The sequence below is a fragment of the Sphingomonas flavalba genome (assembly GCF_004796535.1).
Classification (GTDB): domain Bacteria; phylum Pseudomonadota; class Alphaproteobacteria; order Sphingomonadales; family Sphingomonadaceae; genus Sphingomonas_L; species Sphingomonas_L flavalba.
The window spans coordinates 26,953-44,556 of record NZ_SPHY01000015.1 but is presented as its reverse complement, the minus strand read 5'-3'; the positions used below and the strand labels follow the sequence as shown (position 1 = coordinate 44,556).

Annotated in this window: 15 protein-coding genes and 1 pseudogene; 12 read left to right on the top strand and 4 right to left on the bottom strand. The window is 62.8% G+C overall.

The genetic code is table 11. The features are described from left to right. Nucleotides 1-79 precede the first annotated feature (79 nt). From E4A53_RS12670 to E4A53_RS12640, 7 genes are all read left to right on the top strand, one after another. Nucleotides 80-1,435 (top strand): MFS transporter, encoded by a 1,356-nt coding sequence (locus E4A53_RS12670; RefSeq protein ID WP_136163474.1) that lies wholly within the window; start codon nt 80-82, stop codon nt 1,433-1,435. Nucleotides 1,436-1,470: 35 nt separating this feature from the next. Further along, nucleotides 1,471-2,730 (top strand): alpha-hydroxy acid oxidase, encoded by a 1,260-nt coding sequence (locus tag E4A53_RS12665; RefSeq protein ID WP_136163473.1) that lies wholly within the window; start codon nt 1,471-1,473, stop codon nt 2,728-2,730. 46 nt (nt 2,731-2,776) lie between these two features. Beyond that, the gene (locus E4A53_RS12660) at nt 2,777-4,048 is read left to right on the top strand and encodes an alpha-hydroxy acid oxidase (RefSeq protein ID WP_136163472.1); all 1,272 of its coding nucleotides are present in this window, start codon (nt 2,777-2,779) and stop codon (nt 4,046-4,048) included. Then, the gene (locus tag E4A53_RS12655; RefSeq protein WP_136163471.1) at nt 4,045-4,494 is read left to right on the top strand and encodes a c-type cytochrome; all 450 of its coding nucleotides are present in this window, start codon (nt 4,045-4,047) and stop codon (nt 4,492-4,494) included. The genes E4A53_RS12660 and E4A53_RS12655 overlap by 4 nt, the downstream gene beginning before the upstream one ends. Nucleotides 4,495-4,915: 421 nt before the next feature. Further along, entirely contained in the window at nt 4,916-7,273 is a 2,358-nt protein-coding gene (locus tag E4A53_RS12650) for a CRISPR-associated endonuclease Cas3'' (protein ID WP_136163470.1), read from the top strand. A gap of 80 nt (nt 7,274-7,353) precedes the next feature. Next, nucleotides 7,354-8,025 (top strand): type I-C CRISPR-associated protein Cas5c, encoded by a 672-nt coding sequence (gene cas5c / locus E4A53_RS12645; RefSeq protein ID WP_136163469.1) that lies wholly within the window; start codon nt 7,354-7,356, stop codon nt 8,023-8,025. Continuing rightward, nucleotides 8,022-8,312, top strand: coding sequence for a type I-C CRISPR-associated protein Cas8c/Csd1 (locus tag E4A53_RS12640; protein WP_136163468.1), 291 nt, complete (start codon nt 8,022-8,024; stop codon nt 8,310-8,312). Before cas5c ends, E4A53_RS12640 begins: the two co-directional genes overlap by 4 nt. Here the strand turns inward: E4A53_RS12640 and E4A53_RS12635 are convergent. Further along, nucleotides 8,278-9,195 (bottom strand): annotated as a pseudogene (locus tag E4A53_RS12635) (conjugal transfer protein TrbE); the annotation flags it as partial. The gene E4A53_RS12640 and the pseudogene E4A53_RS12635 sit on opposite strands and share 35 nt — an antisense overlap. Before the next feature lie 176 nt (nt 9,196-9,371). Between E4A53_RS12635 and E4A53_RS12630 the strand changes: the two are divergent. The 4 genes from E4A53_RS12630 (at nt 9,372) to E4A53_RS12615 (ending at nt 11,739) form a co-directional block, all read left to right on the top strand. Continuing rightward, on the top strand, nt 9,372-9,683 hold the full coding sequence (locus tag E4A53_RS12630) for a hypothetical protein (protein WP_136163467.1): 312 nt from the start codon (nt 9,372-9,374) through the stop codon (nt 9,681-9,683). A 400-nt stretch (nt 9,684-10,083) separates the two neighbouring features. Then, nucleotides 10,084-10,506 carry a hypothetical protein gene (locus tag E4A53_RS12625; RefSeq protein WP_136163466.1) on the top strand — a complete coding sequence of 141 codons (423 nt, stop codon included), beginning with the start codon at nt 10,084-10,086 and terminating at the stop codon, nt 10,504-10,506. Beyond that, nucleotides 10,475-11,149, top strand: a complete 675-nt coding sequence (gntA, locus tag E4A53_RS12620; protein WP_136163465.1) for a guanitoxin biosynthesis heme-dependent pre-guanitoxin N-hydroxylase GntA — start codon at nt 10,475-10,477, stop codon at nt 11,147-11,149. Before E4A53_RS12625 ends, gntA begins: the two co-directional genes overlap by 32 nt. Further along, on the top strand, nt 11,146-11,739 hold the full coding sequence (locus E4A53_RS12615) for a DUF1989 domain-containing protein (RefSeq protein WP_136163464.1): 594 nt from the start codon (nt 11,146-11,148) through the stop codon (nt 11,737-11,739). The genes gntA and E4A53_RS12615 overlap by 4 nt, the downstream gene beginning before the upstream one ends. Before the next feature lie 74 nt (nt 11,740-11,813). On the opposite strand, the gene E4A53_RS12610 is transcribed toward E4A53_RS12615, so the two are convergent. The 3 genes from E4A53_RS12610 to E4A53_RS12600 all read right to left on the bottom strand — a co-directional run bounded on the left by E4A53_RS12610 (nt 11,814) and on the right by E4A53_RS12600 (nt 16,082). Beyond that, nucleotides 11,814-12,812, bottom strand: a complete 999-nt coding sequence (locus tag E4A53_RS12610) for a glycosyltransferase family 2 protein (protein WP_136163463.1) — start codon at nt 12,810-12,812, stop codon at nt 11,814-11,816. 27 nt (nt 12,813-12,839) lie between these two features. Further along, nucleotides 12,840-14,993, bottom strand: coding sequence for a catalase (gene katE, locus E4A53_RS12605; protein WP_136163462.1), 2,154 nt, complete (start codon nt 14,991-14,993; stop codon nt 12,840-12,842). Between the two features lie 147 nt (nt 14,994-15,140). After that, complete coding sequence (locus E4A53_RS12600) at nt 15,141-16,082, bottom strand: NAD(P)/FAD-dependent oxidoreductase (RefSeq protein WP_136163461.1); 942 nt, start codon at nt 16,080-16,082, stop codon at nt 15,141-15,143. 319 nt (nt 16,083-16,401) lie between these two features. Between E4A53_RS12600 and E4A53_RS12595 the strand changes: the two genes are divergently transcribed. Then, nucleotides 16,402-17,430: a PAS domain S-box protein gene (locus E4A53_RS12595; RefSeq protein ID WP_206366321.1), complete on the top strand. Its 1,029-nt coding sequence runs from the start codon at nt 16,402-16,404 to the stop codon at nt 17,428-17,430. Nucleotides 17,431-17,604: the final 174 nt, after the last annotated feature.

The window sequence follows — 17,604 nt, the reverse complement described above, 5'->3', positions numbered from 1 at the left end:
GCGCGGGGGGATTCGGGTGGTGACTGGAACGGGCGGTTCGCAGCAGGCGGCAGTCGCGCATAATCTGCGAAAGACGGCGATGACCTCGCTCGTCGGCACCAGCATCGAATTCTACGATTTCTTCATTTTCGCAACCGCCGCCGCGATCGTCTTTCCGACGGTGTTCTTCCCGGAAGGCGTTTCGCCATTCGTCGCGCTGATCGCCTCGTTCAGCACCTTCGCTGTCGGCTTTTTTGCCCGCCCGGTCGGGGCGGCGGTGTTCGGCCATTTCGGCGACCGGATCGGGCGCAAGCGGATGTTCGTCATCGCGCTTATGTTGATGGGTGGCGCCACGACGCTGATCGGCCTGCTGCCTCCTTATCAACTGATCGGCAATCTCGCGCCGCTACTGCTTGTCGCCCTTCGTTTCGTCCAGGGGTTCGCGCTCGGCGGCCAGTGGGGCGGGGCGGTGCTGATCATCCTTGAAAACGCGCCCGACGACCGGCGCGGCTGGTACGGCAGTTTCGCGCAGGCTGGCGCGCCGATCGGCACGATCCTCGCCAATCTCGCCTTCCTGATCGCCTCGTCGACGCTGTCGCCGGACGATTTCATGGCCTGGGGCTGGCGCCTGCCGTTCATCGCCAGCGTCGTGCTGGTCATGCTCAGCATCTTCATCCACATGCGGTTCGAGGAAACCACCGCCTTCCGGGAATTGCAGGAAGCGGAACAGGCTCGTCAGGCCGATGCGGCGGCAGAGCTGGCGGCGAAGCTCGGCATCGATCGGGCCGATGCGGCCGACCGGCTGGCGCAGGAGCAACGCCAGTCGCCGGCGCTACAGGCGCTGCGTCAGTACCCCCGGCAGATCCTGCTCGCCGCCGGTACCTTCGTCGGCATGCAGACGTCCTACTACCTGCTCGTCTCCTTTTCGCTCGCCTATGGGACTGGTCCGGCGGGCGGGATGACGACCAGCACGATGCTGGCGGCGGTGCTGCTCGGCGCGGTGATGATGGTGCCGGGCGTGTTCTTCGGCGCCTGGCTGTCCGATCGGCGCGGGCGGCGCGGAGTGATCTGCATCAGCGCGCTGCTGCTCGCCGCGTGGGCGTTCGCCGTCTTTCCGCTGATCGCCGGCGGCACGCTGGCCAGCGCCGCGATCGGCCTGTGCGTCGGCCAGTTCCTGAACGGCATGATCTTCGGGCCGCTCGCCGCGCTCTATACCGAAACCTTCGCGACCAGGGTGCGCTATTCCGGCATGTCGCTGGCCTATCAACTTGGCACGCTGATCGGCGGCGCGCTGGCGCCGCTGATCGCGACGGCGCTGTTCGCCCGCTACGGCAGCTCGGTTCCGATTTCCGCCTATGTGGCGGCGATGTGCCTGATCTCGGCGCTGGCGGCCTGGCTGATCCGCGAGACGTACAAGGTCGATATCCGCGACGAGGCCGGGCCGGTGATGGCCTGACGAAACAGATTGAGAAGAGGGAGAGGAACCGGGCGATGCGGGTTGTATCAGGACAAGGAAACGCTGGCTTCTCGCCACGGCGACGCACGCTGCTCGGGCTGGCCGGCGGTGGCGTGGCGAGCATGGCACAGGCGCAGGCTGCGCCGTCCGCCGCCGACGCGCAACGTGCCGCCAACCGCGAAGGGTTCGAGACGGTCACGATCCCGGTTTATTCCCAGGACATCATGAACGTCGTCAACCTGCACGAGTTCGAGGATGTCGGCCGCCGCAAGATCAGCGAACTGGCTTACAACTATATCCGCGCCGGCGCTGCCGACGAACTGACGCTGAAGGCTAATCGCGCCGCCTTCGCCGACTATTGGGTGCGGCGCAAGGTGATGGTCGACGTGTCGCGGGTCGACACCGCGGTCGAGCTGTTCGGCAAGACCTATCCGCACCCGGTGCTGCTCGGGCCGGTCGGCCTGCGCCGGCTGATGCACCCGGACGGCGACCGGCTGACCATCCTCGCCGCGCACAAGTCTGGCGCCATTCTGGTCGGGCCGCGCCACGGCCTGATCGCCGACATGACCAAGGCGGGGACGATGCCGGTCTGGTGGGCATCGTCGCTTGGCTATCATACCCAGGCGGATGCGGAGCGCTGGGCCAAGACCAACGAGGATCTGGGCGCCGCCGCGCTCTGCGTCTCGCTCGACTATCCCTATACCGGTGCCCGCGACCGGCCGAGCCGCGACCATTGGGAAGCCCAGTGGTCGGAAACGCCGCGCTACAACACCGGCGACGGTGGCAGCGTCCAGTTCCAGCCGGGGATGATCTTTCCCTATTATCCCCGGATGAACTGGGATTGGCTGAAATGGGTGCGCGGCGCCAGCAAGCTGCCGCTGGTGATCAAGGGTATCACCACCGGAGAGGACGCGAAGCGCGCCGTCGCCGCCGGGGCCGACGCGATTTCGGTGTCGAACCACGGCGGCCGCACCCTCGACGGCGCGATCTCCACCCTCCACGCCTTGCCGGAAGTGGTTGACGCGGTCGGGCCGAAGATCCCGGTCCTCGTCGACGGCGGTGTCCGGCGCGGCGGCGACGTCGTCAAGGCGGCGGCGCTCGGCGCTCGGGCGATCATGATTGGCCGCCCCTATCTCTGGGGTCTCGCCGCGTTCGGCCAGGAAGGAGTGCAGCGGGTTATAGAGGTGCTGGAGGGCGAAACCCGCATCGCCCTCGCCCTGTCCGGCGCCGGCACGATGCGTGGCGTCGACCGCAGCTTCATCCGCCCCGCGTGGAAGGCGTACAAGCCGGGCTGACCGGCCGCCACCTTCAACGCATGCCGCTATTCGGGAAGAGGTTCGCATGACCAACCAGTTTCAGAAATGGCTGACCGGGGGCTATACTCAGGGAGAGGAAGACCCCGGCCGCGTCGCGCTCGATAGCCTGCGCGCGTTCGAGGAATCGGGCGCTGGCCGGCGCCAGTTCATGGCGGCGCTCGGCGCGCTCGCCGCCGGCTATTCCGTTAACGCCGTCGCCCAGACGATACCGGGGCCGCGCCCGTTCGCCCTCGACGCGACCAACGGCAAGCAATACCCGCCCCAGCACGGGATGAAGGTGATGGGGCCGGTCAACATCCACGAGATCGAGCAGGCGTCCGCCCGCACCCTCGACGTCGCGCATTTCGAATATGTCAGCAGTGGATCGGAAGACGAATATACGCTGACCGACAATATCAGGGCCTATGAATTGACCAGGCTGCGCCAGCATGTCGGCGTCGACGTCAGCCGGATCGACACGTCGGTCGAAATCCTGGGCCAGAAGCTCGCCTATCCGATCATCCTCGATCCAACCACGAAGAACACCGTCGTGCCGGACGGGGACCGGCTGGCCGCGATCGGCGCGCACGACGCCAACGCCTTCTACGGCGTCACCAACGCGCTCGCCTTCATCGACGATCTGAAGCAGGCGGGCCAGTGCCCGAACTGGTGGATATGCCAGCTCGGCCATCGCAACAGGCAGCTCGCCCAGACCTGGGCGAAGCAATATACCGATGCCGGCGCCGCCTGGCTGGGGGTGACGGTCGACCACCCCTATACTCCGAACCGCGACCGCAACATCCGGAACAAGTTCCACAATTACCGGTCGGGAGTGCTCGCGCCGGTGATCCCCAGCCTGAGCTGGGAGTATATAAGCTGGCTGAAGGAAGCCTCGCCGCTGCCGGTAGTGGTCAAGGGCATATTGAATGCGGAGGACGCCGCCGCCGCGGTCAAGTACGGGGCGGACGGCATCGTCGTCTCCAACCATGGCGGCCGCGCTTATGACGGCGCGGTGCCGACGCTGGTCGCCCTGCCCGAATGCGTCGAGGCTGTGCGCGGGCGGATCCCGGTGATGCTCGACGGCGGCATCCGGCGCGGCAGCGACGTGCTGAAGGCGCTGGCGCTGGGCGCGAAGGCGGTGATGGTCGGCCGCCCGCCCGCCTGGGGCGTCGCCGCTTTCGGCTCGGTCGGGGTGCAGCGGGTGATGGAGTTGCTCGCCGCCGAATTGACGGTATCGATGGGGATCGCCGGCGCACCGAATCTGGCGGCGGTGAAGCGCGGCATGGTGCGCCTGCCGTGGGAGGAGTATCGCCTGTGATCCGTTTCGTGTTGGCCAGGGCCGGTGCCCCGCTGCTGATGCTGCTCGGCGGCGGGGCGGCCGCCGTCGCCGCTTTCGCTTCGGCGGGGCAGGCCCCGGAGCGGCGCTCGGTTGCCGACGGCGTCTACAGCGCGGCGCAGGCGCAGCGGGGCATGGGCCTCTATATCCGCCAATGCTCCGCCTGCCATGGCGAGCTGTTCAACGGCGGCGAATCGGGGCCGGCGCTGGCCGATCCCGAATTCCTCGGCCGCTGGCGCGGGATGACCGTCGGCCAACTCTACGAAAAGATCATGACGACGATGCCGCCGCTGCCCGACACGCCGGGAAAAGCCGGGCCCCAAGGCAATATCGACATGGTCGCCGCCATCCTCCACGCCAACGCATTCCCCGCCGGTGCGCGCGAGGTAATCGACCCGGCCGAGCTGGATTCGATCGCCTTCGACTGATTCCTCTCCCCTGCGCCGGTGGGGGCCAGCGATGGCCGGTTACCGGTTCTGGTCGCAGGGAAAAATGGTGCGCGATGCAGTCGGGCGCGAACTAGCCTCCGCTTGTAATTTCCTGTTTTGGAGCGAGAACAGAGAAGTTTGCATTTTCCAAACGCGCATAATTCGAAGAATTCGGTACCTGTCGGGCGATCCGGAACGGTTCCTTCCGGAGAGCCGCCGAGGGTTCCGGCCGTTCGATCGCGCCGCAGATATTCGCCGCGCGAATGACTGGGAGCTTGGCCGGTGCCGACTGACTGGTTTCGGGAAAGGACATCGAAAAGCGGCCGTTCCCTTGGGCCGCTCACGAGGCGCGAGTCGGTCTTTCGCTGGACAGGCAGACGTTGTTTAAGCGAATGAAATAATTGCCTTAAGGGCGGGGGCCATGAAGAGATTCGCACATTCGGTCGAAGGGCGGCCCGAAGAGAGTTGGGAACCCCTGCCGCATCACCTTGCGGCGGTCGGCCGAAGAGCAGCCGACTTTGCCAGATGGTTCGGCGCGTCGAGGATGGCGCTGGCCATGGGATTGTTGCATGACATTGGCAAGGCTGCGCTTGCCTATCAGGCCTATATTCGCCGGCCTGCCGACAAGGCTGGTCTCAAAGGGCCGGATCACAGCACGGCGGGGGCCAAGGAAGCCGTCGCTCTTTATGGCAGTCAGATCGGCCGCATGATGGCGTTCGGCATCGCGGGGCATCATGCGGGGTTGATGGATGGAGCCGGCCATGAGGGCGGCAACCTGTTATTGCGGCTGGCAAAAGAGGTTGAGGATTATGAAGGCTGGCAGGACTATGTATCGGACCTGCCGACCGCCGAGACGCTGCCGGCCGGTTTGCCGACGCTCGATCCCAACGTCATCGAACGAGGCTTTTCATTGGCGTTCCTCGTCCGAATGCTGTTTTCCTGCCTTGTCGATGCCGATTTCCTCGAAACCGAAGTCTTCTATGCGCGGTCCCGGGGAGAGGAGCCTCCGCCCCGGGGCGGCGTTATCCAGCCGGGGCATATCAGGCGTGTGAGCGACTTCGTGACGCGACATCGTCGCGACGACACGCCGGTCAACCAGCTTCGTTCTGAAATTCTCGACCATGCCAACGCGAAGGCGGCGCTGCCGCCGGGCTTGTTCACCCTGACCGTGCCGACCGGCGGCGGTAAGACGCTGACCTCGCTCAGTTTCGCGATAAGACATGCGGAGGTGCACAATCTTCAGCGTGTTATTTATATTATCCCTTTTTCATCTATTATTGAACAGACTGCAAAAATCTTCCGTGAAGATATAGGGCTTGGTGATGCTGTTCTTGAGCACCATTCCAGTTTCGACTGGGATCAGCAGCAGCCGGCGAGCGGCAATGATGAGGAAGTGGAGGGGCCGGGCGGCCTCGCCAAGCTGCGCCGCGACGCGGAAAATTGGGATGCGCCGATCGTCGTGACCACGGCGGTGCAATTCTTCGAGAGTCTGTTCGCATCCCGCACCAGCAAGGCGCGCAAGCTGCACAATCTGGCAAAGAGCGTCATCATTCTCGACGAAGCGCAATCGATCCCGGTGCATCTGTTGCGTCCGTGCGTGGCGGCGATTGACGAACTGGCGCGTAACTATGGTGCGAGCGTCATCCTGTGCACGGCGACACAACCGGCGCTACGGACGCAGGACGAGGCGCTGCCGAAAAGCGGGAAAAATGCCGTCGAAGGACTGACGATACCCGATGAACGTGAACTCGCGCCCGATCCCAATGGGCTGTATGACAAACTGAAGCGAGTGAATGTCGAATGGCGGCGCGAGCCCGTAAGCGATGAGGAGATCGCCGCCCGATTCGCCGAACAGCCGCAGATGCTGTGCATCGTCAACAGCCGCGCCCATGCGCGCGCACTGTTCGAGGCGATCCGGGAGCAAGATGGCGCCATTCACCTGACCACGCTGATGTGTGCGCGCCATCGCCGCGCGGTTCTGGCGAAGGCCCGCGAGGCGCTAAAGACGGGATTGCCGGCGCGGTTGGTCGCCACCAGCCTGATCGAGGCGGGGGTGGACATCAGTTTCCCGGAGGTCTGGCGCGCCGCCGCGGGCCTGGCGAGCATCGCGCAAAGTGCAGGGAGAGCCAATCGCAACGGTGAATTGGGGCCGCTTGGGGAAGCATTCGGCCGGACGGTCGTGTTCGAGCCGGCGCCGGTAGAAGGGCGCAAGCCTGTTCCGGACATGATCAAGCCCTTTTACCAGGCGGCGAAGAGCGTCCTGCGCACCAGGAACGGCGATGTGCTTGGGCTGGACGCGGTGCGGGAATATTATCGCTGGCTCTATTGGGAGCAGGGTTATGACGCGCTCGATGCGGCGACGCTGGATGGCGCGCGTTTTCCCATCATGTCGGCCATTCGCGATACCGCTCGCAAGCTGGAATTTCCCTTTGCGCGTATCGCGCGGGCATTCCGCATGATCGACGATGCGATGGACCCCGTGATCGTGCCTTGGGGGGAGAATGAGGAAGGTCGTGGGGAGATCGAGACCTTGATCCGCGACATGGAAGACAGGCCGTTCCTGCCGGCGGGCGCCCAGCGCAAACTTCAGCAATATATCGTCCCAGTGCCCGCGAAGGCGCGCGAGAAACTGCTCAGCGCCGGCGCCGCGCAGGCGATACGCCCTGATGATTATGGCGATCGCTTCGTCGTTCTGAGAAACCAGTCGCTCTACGATCCCGCAGTGGGTCTGCGCTTCGATGATCCGACATGGCGGTCGATCGAGGATAATTTATTCTGATTCCTCCATAAAGGATCAACCAACCCCCTTGATAAACACGGAACAATAAAGGAACATATCCGAAAGGGGGGATTCGCCATATGGGCATCAGATTGCATGTCTGGGGCGCGAGGGCCTGCTTTACGCGCCCGGAGATGAAGGTTGAGCGCGTCAGTTATGACGTGATGACGCCCTCGGCAGCGCGCGGCATATTGGAGGCGATCCACTGGAAGCCGGCGATCCGCTGGCATGTGGACCGTATCCACGTATTGAAGCCGATCCGCTTTCAATCGATCCGCCGCAATGAGGTGGGCGCGAAGGCCAGCGCGGCGAACGCGGCCAGCGCCATGAAGCGCGGCACGACCGAGGGGCTGGGCATCGTCGTCGACGAGAATCGCCAGCAGCGCGCGGCGTTGGTCCTGATCGACGTCGCCTATGTGATCGAAGCGCATTTCACTATGACCGCCAAGGCCGGGCCGGATGACGGCGCGGCCAAGCATGTCAGCATGTTCAATCGCCGGGCGGCGCAGGGGCAATGCTTTCACCGGCCTTGCTTGGGAACGCGGGAGTTCGATGCCGAATTTGCGTTGATCGCGGATGGCGATCCGCTGCCGTCTTGCGAATTGCCGGCGGACAGGCGCGATGCTGACTTCGGCTGGATGCTGCACGACATTGATTTCGCGAATGGCAACGAATCCCGCTTCTTCCGTGCGGAAATGAAGGATGGCGTGATCGAGGTTCCACCCTTCCTGTCGAACGAGGTGGTGGGATGACGATCCTCCAAGCGCTCGACAGCTATTATCACCGGCTGGACGGTGTGGCGGAGCCGGGCCGAAGCCCCGAGAAATTCGGCTGGTGTATCGTTCTGGATCGTGACGGTGGGGTGGTCGACGTCAAGGATCTCCACGATCTTTCGGGCAAGAAGCCTCGCCCCAAGACTTACATGGTGCCCGCCGCCGTCAAGCGGACAGTGGGCATTGCGCCCAATTTCCTGTGGGACAAGAGCGCTTATGTGCTGGGCCGCACCGCTGGCGAACGGGGGCCGATGCGAGCGACGTGAGGGCGGACCAGAGATGGTCCTTGGCCTGCGGGTCGATCTGGATGCCTTCGCCGACGAGGATGGCGCCCAGCCATTCGGTCGCCCAGGCGCGCTCTCCATGATCATCGATCCTGGCAAGCGGTTGCAACGCGACCTGGGTCGAGCTGGTGCCCGACGATGCGGCATCTTCGTCCGCGGCACCCTGTACGCGATCGCTGTCGTGCAGGGCGCTCCCGAGATCCTGCCAGTCGCCGCCCATCGCGATCGTCGCTGCACGGATCGACCCGCCGAAATCGAACGCGAATATCTGCGCGCCGGTGTAACGCCGGAACTGCATCGCCATCATCGCCAGTAGGACGGATTTGCCGGCGCCCGTCGGGCCGACGATCAGCGTATGACCGACGTCGCCGACATGAAGGGAAAAGCGGAACGGGGTCGAGCCTTCGGTCTTGCCGTACAGCAAGGGGGCGTCACCGAAATGCTCGTCCCGTTCCGCTCCCGCCCACACCGCTGACAGGGGGATCAGGTGGGCGAGATTGAGCGTGGAGACCGGCGGCTGCCGGACATTGGCATAGACGTGGCCGGGCAGGCTCCCGAGCCATGCCTCGATCGCGTTCATCCCCTCGACGGTGCAGGTGAAGTCGCGGCCCTGGACCACCTTCTCGACCAGCCGGAGTTTCTCGGCTGCGCGCGCCGGGTCGGTGTCCCAGACCGTGATCGTCGCGGTGACATAAGCGATCCCCGCATGATCGGCACCGAGTTCCTGCAAGGCGGCGTCGGCATCGGCCGCCTTGTTCGAAGCGTCGGAATCGAGCAGCACCGACGCTTCGTTGGTCATCACCTCCTTGAGGGTCGCGGCGACCGACTTGCGCTTGGCGAACCATTGCCGCCGGATGCGGGTGAGCGAGCATCCTGGTCCCCGAGTTCGGTGCCGGCGAGCGACATCCGGCGTTGCGGGGACGATTAAGAGACGCAGAAATCGGCGGGTTTCAACAACCCAATGGCGTGGTCATAGTCTGGCGAAGAGAGACAGAAAATGGCATAGGACGATCGCGCAAAGCCGTACCAAATGCGGCAATATTGGCAGTTGTTCTGAGTCGGGAGCAAAGCGCGAACCTCGAATCCTCACGCGCCGGTGTGGTCAAAGACGGTTGCGTCGACGAAATCTCTGACGACTTGCCATGCCTAAGGCAGGATATCTCCTTAGAGTTGCCGCTGGGGAATATTCTAAAGGGCTCCTTCGCTGAAAACGATTCGACGGCAAGGTCGGACGATCCGGTAAGTCTGGCTTCAGGAGCGCTGATTGGGATAGCGGACATCCTGAACGGCGAGCTGGCGTGTCAGCTTCGCGCCCTAATCTCGGCCCTTGAAGCTCCACTGCCAATCGCCTGAAAGCGGACATCGAAAGGGCGGGCTCGGCGTGGCTGCAATGTTCGACAGTCCGGAAGGTCTTCTTTCGAGGACAACGAGAAGATTCCGGCCAATCGTTCACATCGTAAGATAGAAGCTCTCGTGTCGCCGGAGGGTTGGACGCTCCCGCCAAGCCGAGCTTGGTTGAGACAATAGGAGTTGGGCCACTTTGTCACGCGACGTGTTGGACAGCCCTCCCGCTGGCTGTTAGCTGACGAGGGGGATATATGGCCACGGCGAGCGAAAAGGAGGTCAAGGGCGCGTGGTGATTCACCACGGTCGCAAGCTCGTTCTGGACCCGAACGGGCCAGCGGAGTTTCCCGCGATCAAAGAGGCCGTGAAAGCTGCAACGCTCCTAACGAAGCTTGGCCAAACCAATTAGGTGACCGTCACCAAGGTAGAAGCGCGAGCTATCGCTATCGCCTCAGGCCTCGATCCACGGTTGGAGCTGAACGGGCTCCTTCAGGTTCTTGAGCACAAGCGCTTGATAGACCAGTCCAAAAGCGACATTTCGATCTTGGGCGTCACGACGCGCGGCTCCCTGGGACATGCCACTGACATTTATAATGTGAGGAGCATGGTTGCCGCCGAAGCGGCGGCTGAAAAACGCTCGGTAGTTCCGTCCGACCGGAACAAAAGACTTTTCGTGGACATAATGGCGCTGGCCGACTCACGCAGTCGGCAATTCTGCGAGGAACCCTTGAACCGGAGCAGTGTTCTTGAGGAAGCAGGAGCAATGGCGATTAGCCGTGATTTGGAGAGGCCAAAAGGAAATGATAGAAGCCGTGGATCCATTGCAGCTTGAACAGGGAATCCTAAATAGAGTTACAGAGAACCACTTCCCGTGCGTCGGCGCGAAATCGGCCATGGCGCGCGGAACACTCAAGGTTGTTCCATGCGTGTCGCTCACCAGTAACTGGGATGATTTACGGATTCACGGAGAACTTCTCGAATGGGCGGCGGAGTATCGGCGTAGTCCCGAGGGACTGAGGAGTCTTGCGATCGCCTTTGAAGGACCGCAGGATCTCGACGAAGCCGCGTTCGAAAAGGCGATGTGGGAGCGCATTCAGTCGTTCGCGGACAAGGACCACTGGCTCGGCCAGCCGTTCGACCATCGTGTCAGTCCGGATGCGGATGACCCGCATTTTTCGCTGAGCTTCGGAGGCGAGGCGTTTTTCGTCGTTGGCCTCCATCCCAATGCCTCACGGCCTGCACGCCGCTTTCCAGCGCCTACGCTGGTCTTCAACCTGCACGACCAGTTCGAACGCCTCCGCGAGGAAGGCCGATACGAACGAATGCGTCAGCGTATTTTGGAGCGCGACGGGGAGTTGGCGGGGTCGTCCAACCCCATGCTGGCCCGCCATGGCGAAGTCAGCGAGGCCAGGCAATATAGCGGAAGGCAGGTAGGTGCGGACTGGCAGTGTCCGTTCAAGGATCCGCGTGCATGACGGAAATGATGGAAATTCCTCCCAGAAGCGGGACTGCCTTTGTGCTACCTGCCGGAGCGGTCCTGACTGTGATCGATCCCTGCGGTCAGCAGGTCAGCGATCTCGTCGCATTTGCTCAGAATGATATGCGGGAGGCCATCTCGAATGGCCGGACCTTCGATTATGAAGAGACGATCTTTCTGACGACCGGCAATCGGTTGTGGTCGAACAAATCGCAACCGATGCTGGAGATCATCGAGGATATGGTGGGACGGCATGATTTCCTGCTTACCCCATGCAGCGAAGCGACATTTCGTCACTTCTATCCCGGCAAGCCCTTGCATCGCGGATGCATGGGCAATCTGGTCGAGGCGCTGGCGCCCCACGGCATAGTGAGCGACGACGTTCCCACGGCCTTCAATATATTCATGAATGTGCCGGTGGACGGCGAAACCGGCCGGCTGCGGGTTTTGCCGCCCCTCAGTAAGCCGAACGACAGCATTCGATTCCGGGCGATTATGGACCTTGTCATCGGCATGACAGCCTGTTCGGCTTATGATTCGAACGGCGGAAGTTTTAAGCCGATCCAATATGCCATCACGCGGGACTGATGATCCGGCCGGTGAGCTTTGTCGTTCATGGCCTCTTTTGACGGAAGCATCGGAGGCGGAACTCAGCCCAAATTCTAAGCTGCGTTGGTCCGCGGCATTTCCAACCTGCCCTTGTCGCACGCTTCCCGCACCGTCTGTTCAAGCAAGCGGCGCGGAGTAGCGGCATAGCGCAACCGGGAGGTGCGATAACGCACGCCGCCCAGGAAAAGCCCTATGCTCAGCGCTATCCACGAGGTGACGGCGCGCTCGGCAAGCCAGGCAGGAGCCCAGAAGGCGCTGCTCGGCGAGAAGGCCGTTCGGCCACCTCCTTTTCGGCGGCCGAATTCGGCGGCCGCCACGCCGCAGGCGGCCGCGGCGATGAGCGCAGCCGGTCCGCCAAGGAGAAGGAGAAGCAGTCCGCCCGGCAATAGGGCAAGCTGGGCGGCAAAGCGTGCGGGCCGCGCCCACTCGTCATAAGCGTGGCGAACGCGCTGCGATACGAAATGCCGGGCAGGAGGTGGCCGCCGCACTACGAAGAGATCGAGCGACACCGCCTCGCGTCCGCCGGCGGCCTTGATGGTGCGGACCATTTCCAGATTTTCGAACAGCACCTCGCCCGAATAGCCTCCTGCATCGAGCAGAGCCGATCGGCGCACGCCGAGCGTCCCGGGCCAATCACCGCCGGCCAGGCGGTTCAAGAGGCTGCGCGCCGTATCCCAGCGGGCATGCCATGGCTGGGGGCGGAAGATATTCTGCGGACGCACGACCTCAAAATGCTGCAACAGGGTCAGCATGCGTTCGAGTTCCTCCCGGCGAAAGCGAACGTCATCGTCCGCGACGATGATATGCTCATGGCGTGCGGCTTGGACACCGGTCATCACGCCACCGACCTTGCCGTTCGTCGTCCGCGACGTCGGGCGAATGTGCCGCACCGGCCTTGACCAGGCGCGTGCATGCGCCTCGAACACCTCGCGGGGCGAGCCGTCCACGACTATCACTTCGGCGATGACGCGGCTGAGGCGATGAAGATAGCCGGTCAGCGCTCGAACCTGTGAGGTTGGTGCGGCAATCGGAAGGACATAGGTCGCCTTCATAGGCGCACGATGGGAGGACACCGCTGCTTACCCCTTGGCGTCCAGATCCACGTTGGCTTCGCGGTCCCAGAAGCGCAGTGCCCGGCATGCTTCGATAAAGGACACGGCGTCGCCCTTTGCGCCCAATTCGATGCAGGCCTCGTCGAGATCGCCCGCGAGGCCGGCCTTCTCGAACAGGGGCATGGTCTCGAGCGAATAGCCGATGAATTTGCAATGCGCGAATGCATCGGTCACGAAATCCTTCGCCGTGGCGTCTCCCGCCAGCAGCGCGGCCCCCCCCTCCGACGCGATCACCGCGACGGCATCATACAGGACCGAAGGCCCGCCATCGATCTTCTGATCCGCCGGCACCTTGCTGCGATCGGACAGGGTCGCGCCGCCGATCTTCGGGGCGATGACCTCATAGATGGCCTTTTCCTCTTCGATCGCCGCCACGAGCGCGTTGAAGAGTGCGGCGTCCGCTCCATCGGTAATGAGGATGCCGAGCTTGCGGCCGGCAAAGTTTTTCGGGCCATTCTTGATGATGCTGAGCGCATCGGATGGCGGCAGGTCGTCGATCACGCTGCTCGCCGCCTTGGCGGGTTGAGGAAGGTCGAGGCCGAGCCCGTCCGCAACGGTAGCCGCAAGGCCTTTGTCAATATGGATCAGGTGCGAAACCACGCGCGAGCGGATGTCGGGGCGCTCGCACTTGCTCAGCTCGAACACCAGCGCGTCGCCGATATGCTTCTGCTCGATGAGGGTCTGGCTGATGAAGAACTGCCGTGCCTGGCTGTAATGATCGGCGAAGCTCTCGGGACGCAGCCGCGCCTTGGGCCCGTCTTCGCTCGCGGCGAAGCTGCGGAAACCCCGAACCGGATCCTCGCGCGGCCCGCCTTCGGCACCCCAGCTGTTCGGTTCGTAATTGGCGCGGCCGACGGGATTGCGCATCGCCATATGCCCGTCCTGCTGGAAATGGGCGAAGGGGCATTTGGGCGCGTTGATCGGGATATGGGTGAAGTTGGGACTCCCGAGCCGCTTCAGCTGCGTGTCGAGATAGGAGAAGTTGCGGCCCTGGAGCAGCGGGTCGTTGGAGAAATCGATACCCGGCGGGACGTTCTGGGTCATGAACGCGACCTGCTCGGTCTCGGCGAAGAAATTGTCGACGACACGGTCAAGCACCAGCCTTCCGATGATGCGGACCGGGATCTCCTCCTCGGGAATGATCTTGGTGGGATCGAGAACATCGAAGGCGAACTTCTCCGCGAACGCCTCATCGAAGAGCTGCACTCCCAACTCCCATTCGGGGAAGTCGCCGCTGTTGATCGCGTCCCACAGGTCACGCCGATGGAAGTCGGGATCGGCACCGTTGATCTTGACCGCCTCGTTCCAGGCGACCGACTGAAGGCCCAGTTTCGGCTTCCAGTGGAACTTGACGAAGGTCGATCGGTCACCCTTGTCGAGCAGACGGAAGGTATGGACCCCAAAGCCTTCCATGAACCGGAACGAGCGCGGGATCGCCCGGTCGGACATGGTCCACATGATCATGTGGAAGCTCTCGGGCGTGAGGGAGATGAAATCCCAGAAATTATCGTGTGCCGACTGCGCCTGCGGAAAGTCCCTATCGGGCGCCGGCTTCACCGAATGGACGAGATCGGGGAACTTGATCGCGTCCTGGATGAAAAACACGGGGATGTTGTTGCCGACAATATCCCAATTGCCTTCCCTGGTGTAAATCTTGACCGCAAAGCCGCGCACGTCGCGAGCGAGGTCGAACGAGCCCTTGCTCCCGGCGACCGTGGAGAAGCGAACGAAGGCTGGCGTCTTCTCGCCGACTTGGCAAAGGACATCGGCGCGGGTCACATCCTCCAGGCTGTCGGTCAGTTCGAAATAGCCGTGGGCACCATAGCCGCGCGCATGAACGACGCGCTCGGGGATGCGCTCATGGTCGAAATGGAAAACCTTCTCACGGAAATGGAAATCATCGATCAGTGCGGGACCGCGCGCGCCGTAACGCAGCGTGTTCTGGTCGTCGGCGATGGGTCCGCCCTGCGCCGTCGTCAGGGTTGTAACCTCGCCGCCGGCCACCTGATGGGTCTCGCCGCCGATGCCCTGCTCCTCCGCGTAGCTTGGCTGAACTTTGGCGCCAAGCGCATCGGACACATTTCCGGGTGATTTGGCGGGCTTGTTCTTGCTGGCAGCCATGACGATCCTCTCCATCTCGGGCATGGCGGGGAGCGGAGGCATTATCAGGAAACAGGAACACCTTCGTCGGCCCCCGGCCTTATGAGACCGTTACGCGCCGTGTGTTCGAAAGTTCCAGATCGCTACTCCTGCGAGTCGTTTGCAGGTTCAGGCCTCCGCCTGAAGCGTGTGGCGATCCTGCTCGCGCAGCCAGTTGTGCGCCTTGGTTGCCGCGAGAGCCCCATGGCCCATCGCAACGCTGATCTGATCGAGGCCTTCGACCACATCCCCGGCCGCAAAGAAGCCCGGCACGCCGCTGTCCTTCACGGCGCCTGCTAGAACGCAGCCTTCTCCTTCCAATTCGACCCCGAGCCGGGCGGCAAGCTCGGCGCGCGGCCGACAGCCGAGAGCGGGATAGATAACATCGAACGATAAGGGTGCATCGCGGCCTTCGAGCCGAACCTCCATTCGATCGTCGTGAGGCTCGAGGTGCACCAGGGCCCCCGTCTCCACCTGAATACCTGCCTCGCCCATCTCACGCGCTTGCTCGGCGGACAGTTCCGGATGGCTCAAGGGCATCAAAGTGATATCCGCAGTATACTGCCTGAGGAAAAGCGCTTCAGCGGCGCCATCGCTGTCACAGCCCATGACACCGATGCGTGCATCTATATGCTCGTAACCGTCACAGACCGGGCAATAGCGAAGGACGCCGGCCTCGATCGCCTGTTCGTGGATCGCGTGCGGCAGGTCGATCTGGTTGAGCAGGATACCGCTGGCGAGAATGACGCTGCGGCTCTCCCGGTTCTCTCCGCCCGAAGCTTGCAGTCGGAACCCGTCGCCGGTTCGCTCGATGTCGGTGATTTCTGCCTTGTCGATCTCAGCGCCGAATTCCAGCGCGTGACGTGTCATCTGTTCGATCAGGTCCGTTCCACGGATTCCGTCGGGAAAGCCGGGTGCGTTATGCGTCGTTGGAATCCGCAGCGCGCGGCTCTTCCCATCATGGACGACCAGCACTTTGCGCCGATAGCGGGCGAGATAGAGCGCCGCTGTAAGGCCGGCGGGACCCGCGCCGATAATGATGGCCTCATAGCGATTTGAGGGGTTTCCCATGCTGCATTCCTTCCACACACGGATTGGGCCGAGTCGTCCGGAACAAAGCTACTCCGTGCTGCTGGCGAAACTGTCGCATCGGTACCAAGTTCCTTTTTTATTCCAAGGCGCAGGGGTCAGCCGACGGCGGCCTCCCGGACAGAACGCCTGTGCCAAGCGCACATTCCATTGCCGCACGTGCCGGTGTTCGGCGGACACGTCCGCACATAAGAGCGCTCCTGCGCCGTCGACTGGCTGGGCACGTCCCCCATTCGTCTCCGTCAGAACCTCGGACCAATCTTTTCTTGCTCACCCTACACCGCTCTTCGATGAAGCAGGCATGTTGACCGGGGCGGTCAACATGCTCGTGGACATTAGCGGTCGCCAGGAAACCGAACTTGCGGCGGAAAGGCTGGCCGCCATCGTAGAGTCCTCCGACGATGCCATCCTGTCGAAGGACCTGAACGGGATCATCACCAGCTGGAACGCAGGCGCCGAACGGCTGTTCGGCTATGCCGGCCATGAAGTTCTTGGAAAGCCCGTTACCGTCCTCATCCCGGAGGACCGGCAGGATGAGGAGCCCAGGATTCTTGCACGCATCCGGCGAGGCGAGCGTATCGATCATTACGAAACCATACGGAGGCGGAAGGACGGCAGCCTGGTCGACATCTCGCTGTCGGTCTCCCCCATCGTCGATTCGGCCGGAAAGATCGTCGGTGCTTCGAAGATTGCACGCGACATCACCGACAGAAGGCGCGCTGAAGAGCAGAAGGATCTCCTGCTCCAAGAAATGGACCATCGGGTCAAAAACCTGTTTGCTCTGGCCAATGGCATGGTGGCCTTGAGCAGCCGCAAGGCGGCTTCCGTCGATGCCCTGGTATCGGATCTGCAAGGTCGCTTCGGATCGCTCTCGCGGGCTCATTCCCTGACGATGTCGCGAGCGCGTGGCAGGGAGCAGGTCGCGACGCTTCATGCGCTGATCTATAAGGTTACCGAGCCTTACCTGAACGATCAGACGGAGAGCCGCGTCGTCGTGACCGGCCTGGACATTCCGATCGGCCCCGCCACGGTTACGAACTTCGCGCTGCTTCTCCAGGAATTTGCCACGAACGCGCTTAAATATGGGGCATTGGCCGTTGCGCACGGACAGGTGCAGATAAAATGCCTTGAAGAGGGCGACACCGTCTGCATGATATGGCGCGAGCATGGCAAACTTGGCGATCGCAGCAAACCGCTGGAGGAAGGATTCGGCAGCCGCCTTGCGCGCGCAACGATCGAAGGGCCTCTCGGCGGCAGCTTTGCTCGCGAGTTCAAGAGCGATGGCGTGGAAATTCGCTTAAGGCTACCACGACATCGCATGAGCGAGTGAAACCGCGGCCTCATTGACCTGTTTCCAGCACCGGAAAGTGCATAGCGGCGGTCGTGGGATTGTCGTGAGAGATCCGCCTCATCAGCGCGATGTAGTCGTCGAAAGCAATCTCCCAGAGACCTTTCTCGGCTTCGATCGCCGGTCACTTAAGAGCCCGATCCGAAGTTGTTGAGC

Coding starts and splice junctions, on each gene's coding strand:
- E4A53_RS12670 (WP_136163474.1), top strand. CDS start 80: ATGACCTCGCTCGTCGGCACCAGCATCGAATTCTACGATTTCTTCATT.
- E4A53_RS12665 (WP_136163473.1), top strand. CDS start 1,471: ATGCGGGTTGTATCAGGACAAGGAAACGCTGGCTTCTCGCCACGGCGA.
- E4A53_RS12660 (WP_136163472.1), top strand. CDS start 2,777: ATGACCAACCAGTTTCAGAAATGGCTGACCGGGGGCTATACTCAGGGA.
- E4A53_RS12650 (WP_136163470.1), top strand. CDS start 4,916: ATGAAGAGATTCGCACATTCGGTCGAAGGGCGGCCCGAAGAGAGTTGG.
- cas5c (WP_136163469.1), top strand. CDS start 7,354: ATGGGCATCAGATTGCATGTCTGGGGCGCGAGGGCCTGCTTTACGCGC.
- E4A53_RS12640 (WP_136163468.1), top strand. CDS start 8,022: ATGACGATCCTCCAAGCGCTCGACAGCTATTATCACCGGCTGGACGGT.
- gntA (WP_136163465.1), top strand. CDS start 10,475: ATGATAGAAGCCGTGGATCCATTGCAGCTTGAACAGGGAATCCTAAAT.
- E4A53_RS12615 (WP_136163464.1), top strand. CDS start 11,146: ATGACGGAAATGATGGAAATTCCTCCCAGAAGCGGGACTGCCTTTGTG.
- E4A53_RS12610 (WP_136163463.1), bottom strand. CDS start 12,812: ATGAAGGCGACCTATGTCCTTCCGATTGCCGCACCAACCTCACAGGTT.
- katE (WP_136163462.1), bottom strand. CDS start 14,993: ATGGCTGCCAGCAAGAACAAGCCCGCCAAATCACCCGGAAATGTGTCC.
- E4A53_RS12600 (WP_136163461.1), bottom strand. CDS start 16,082: ATGGGAAACCCCTCAAATCGCTATGAGGCCATCATTATCGGCGCGGGT.
- E4A53_RS12595 (WP_206366321.1), top strand. CDS start 16,402: ATGTTGACCGGGGCGGTCAACATGCTCGTGGACATTAGCGGTCGCCAG.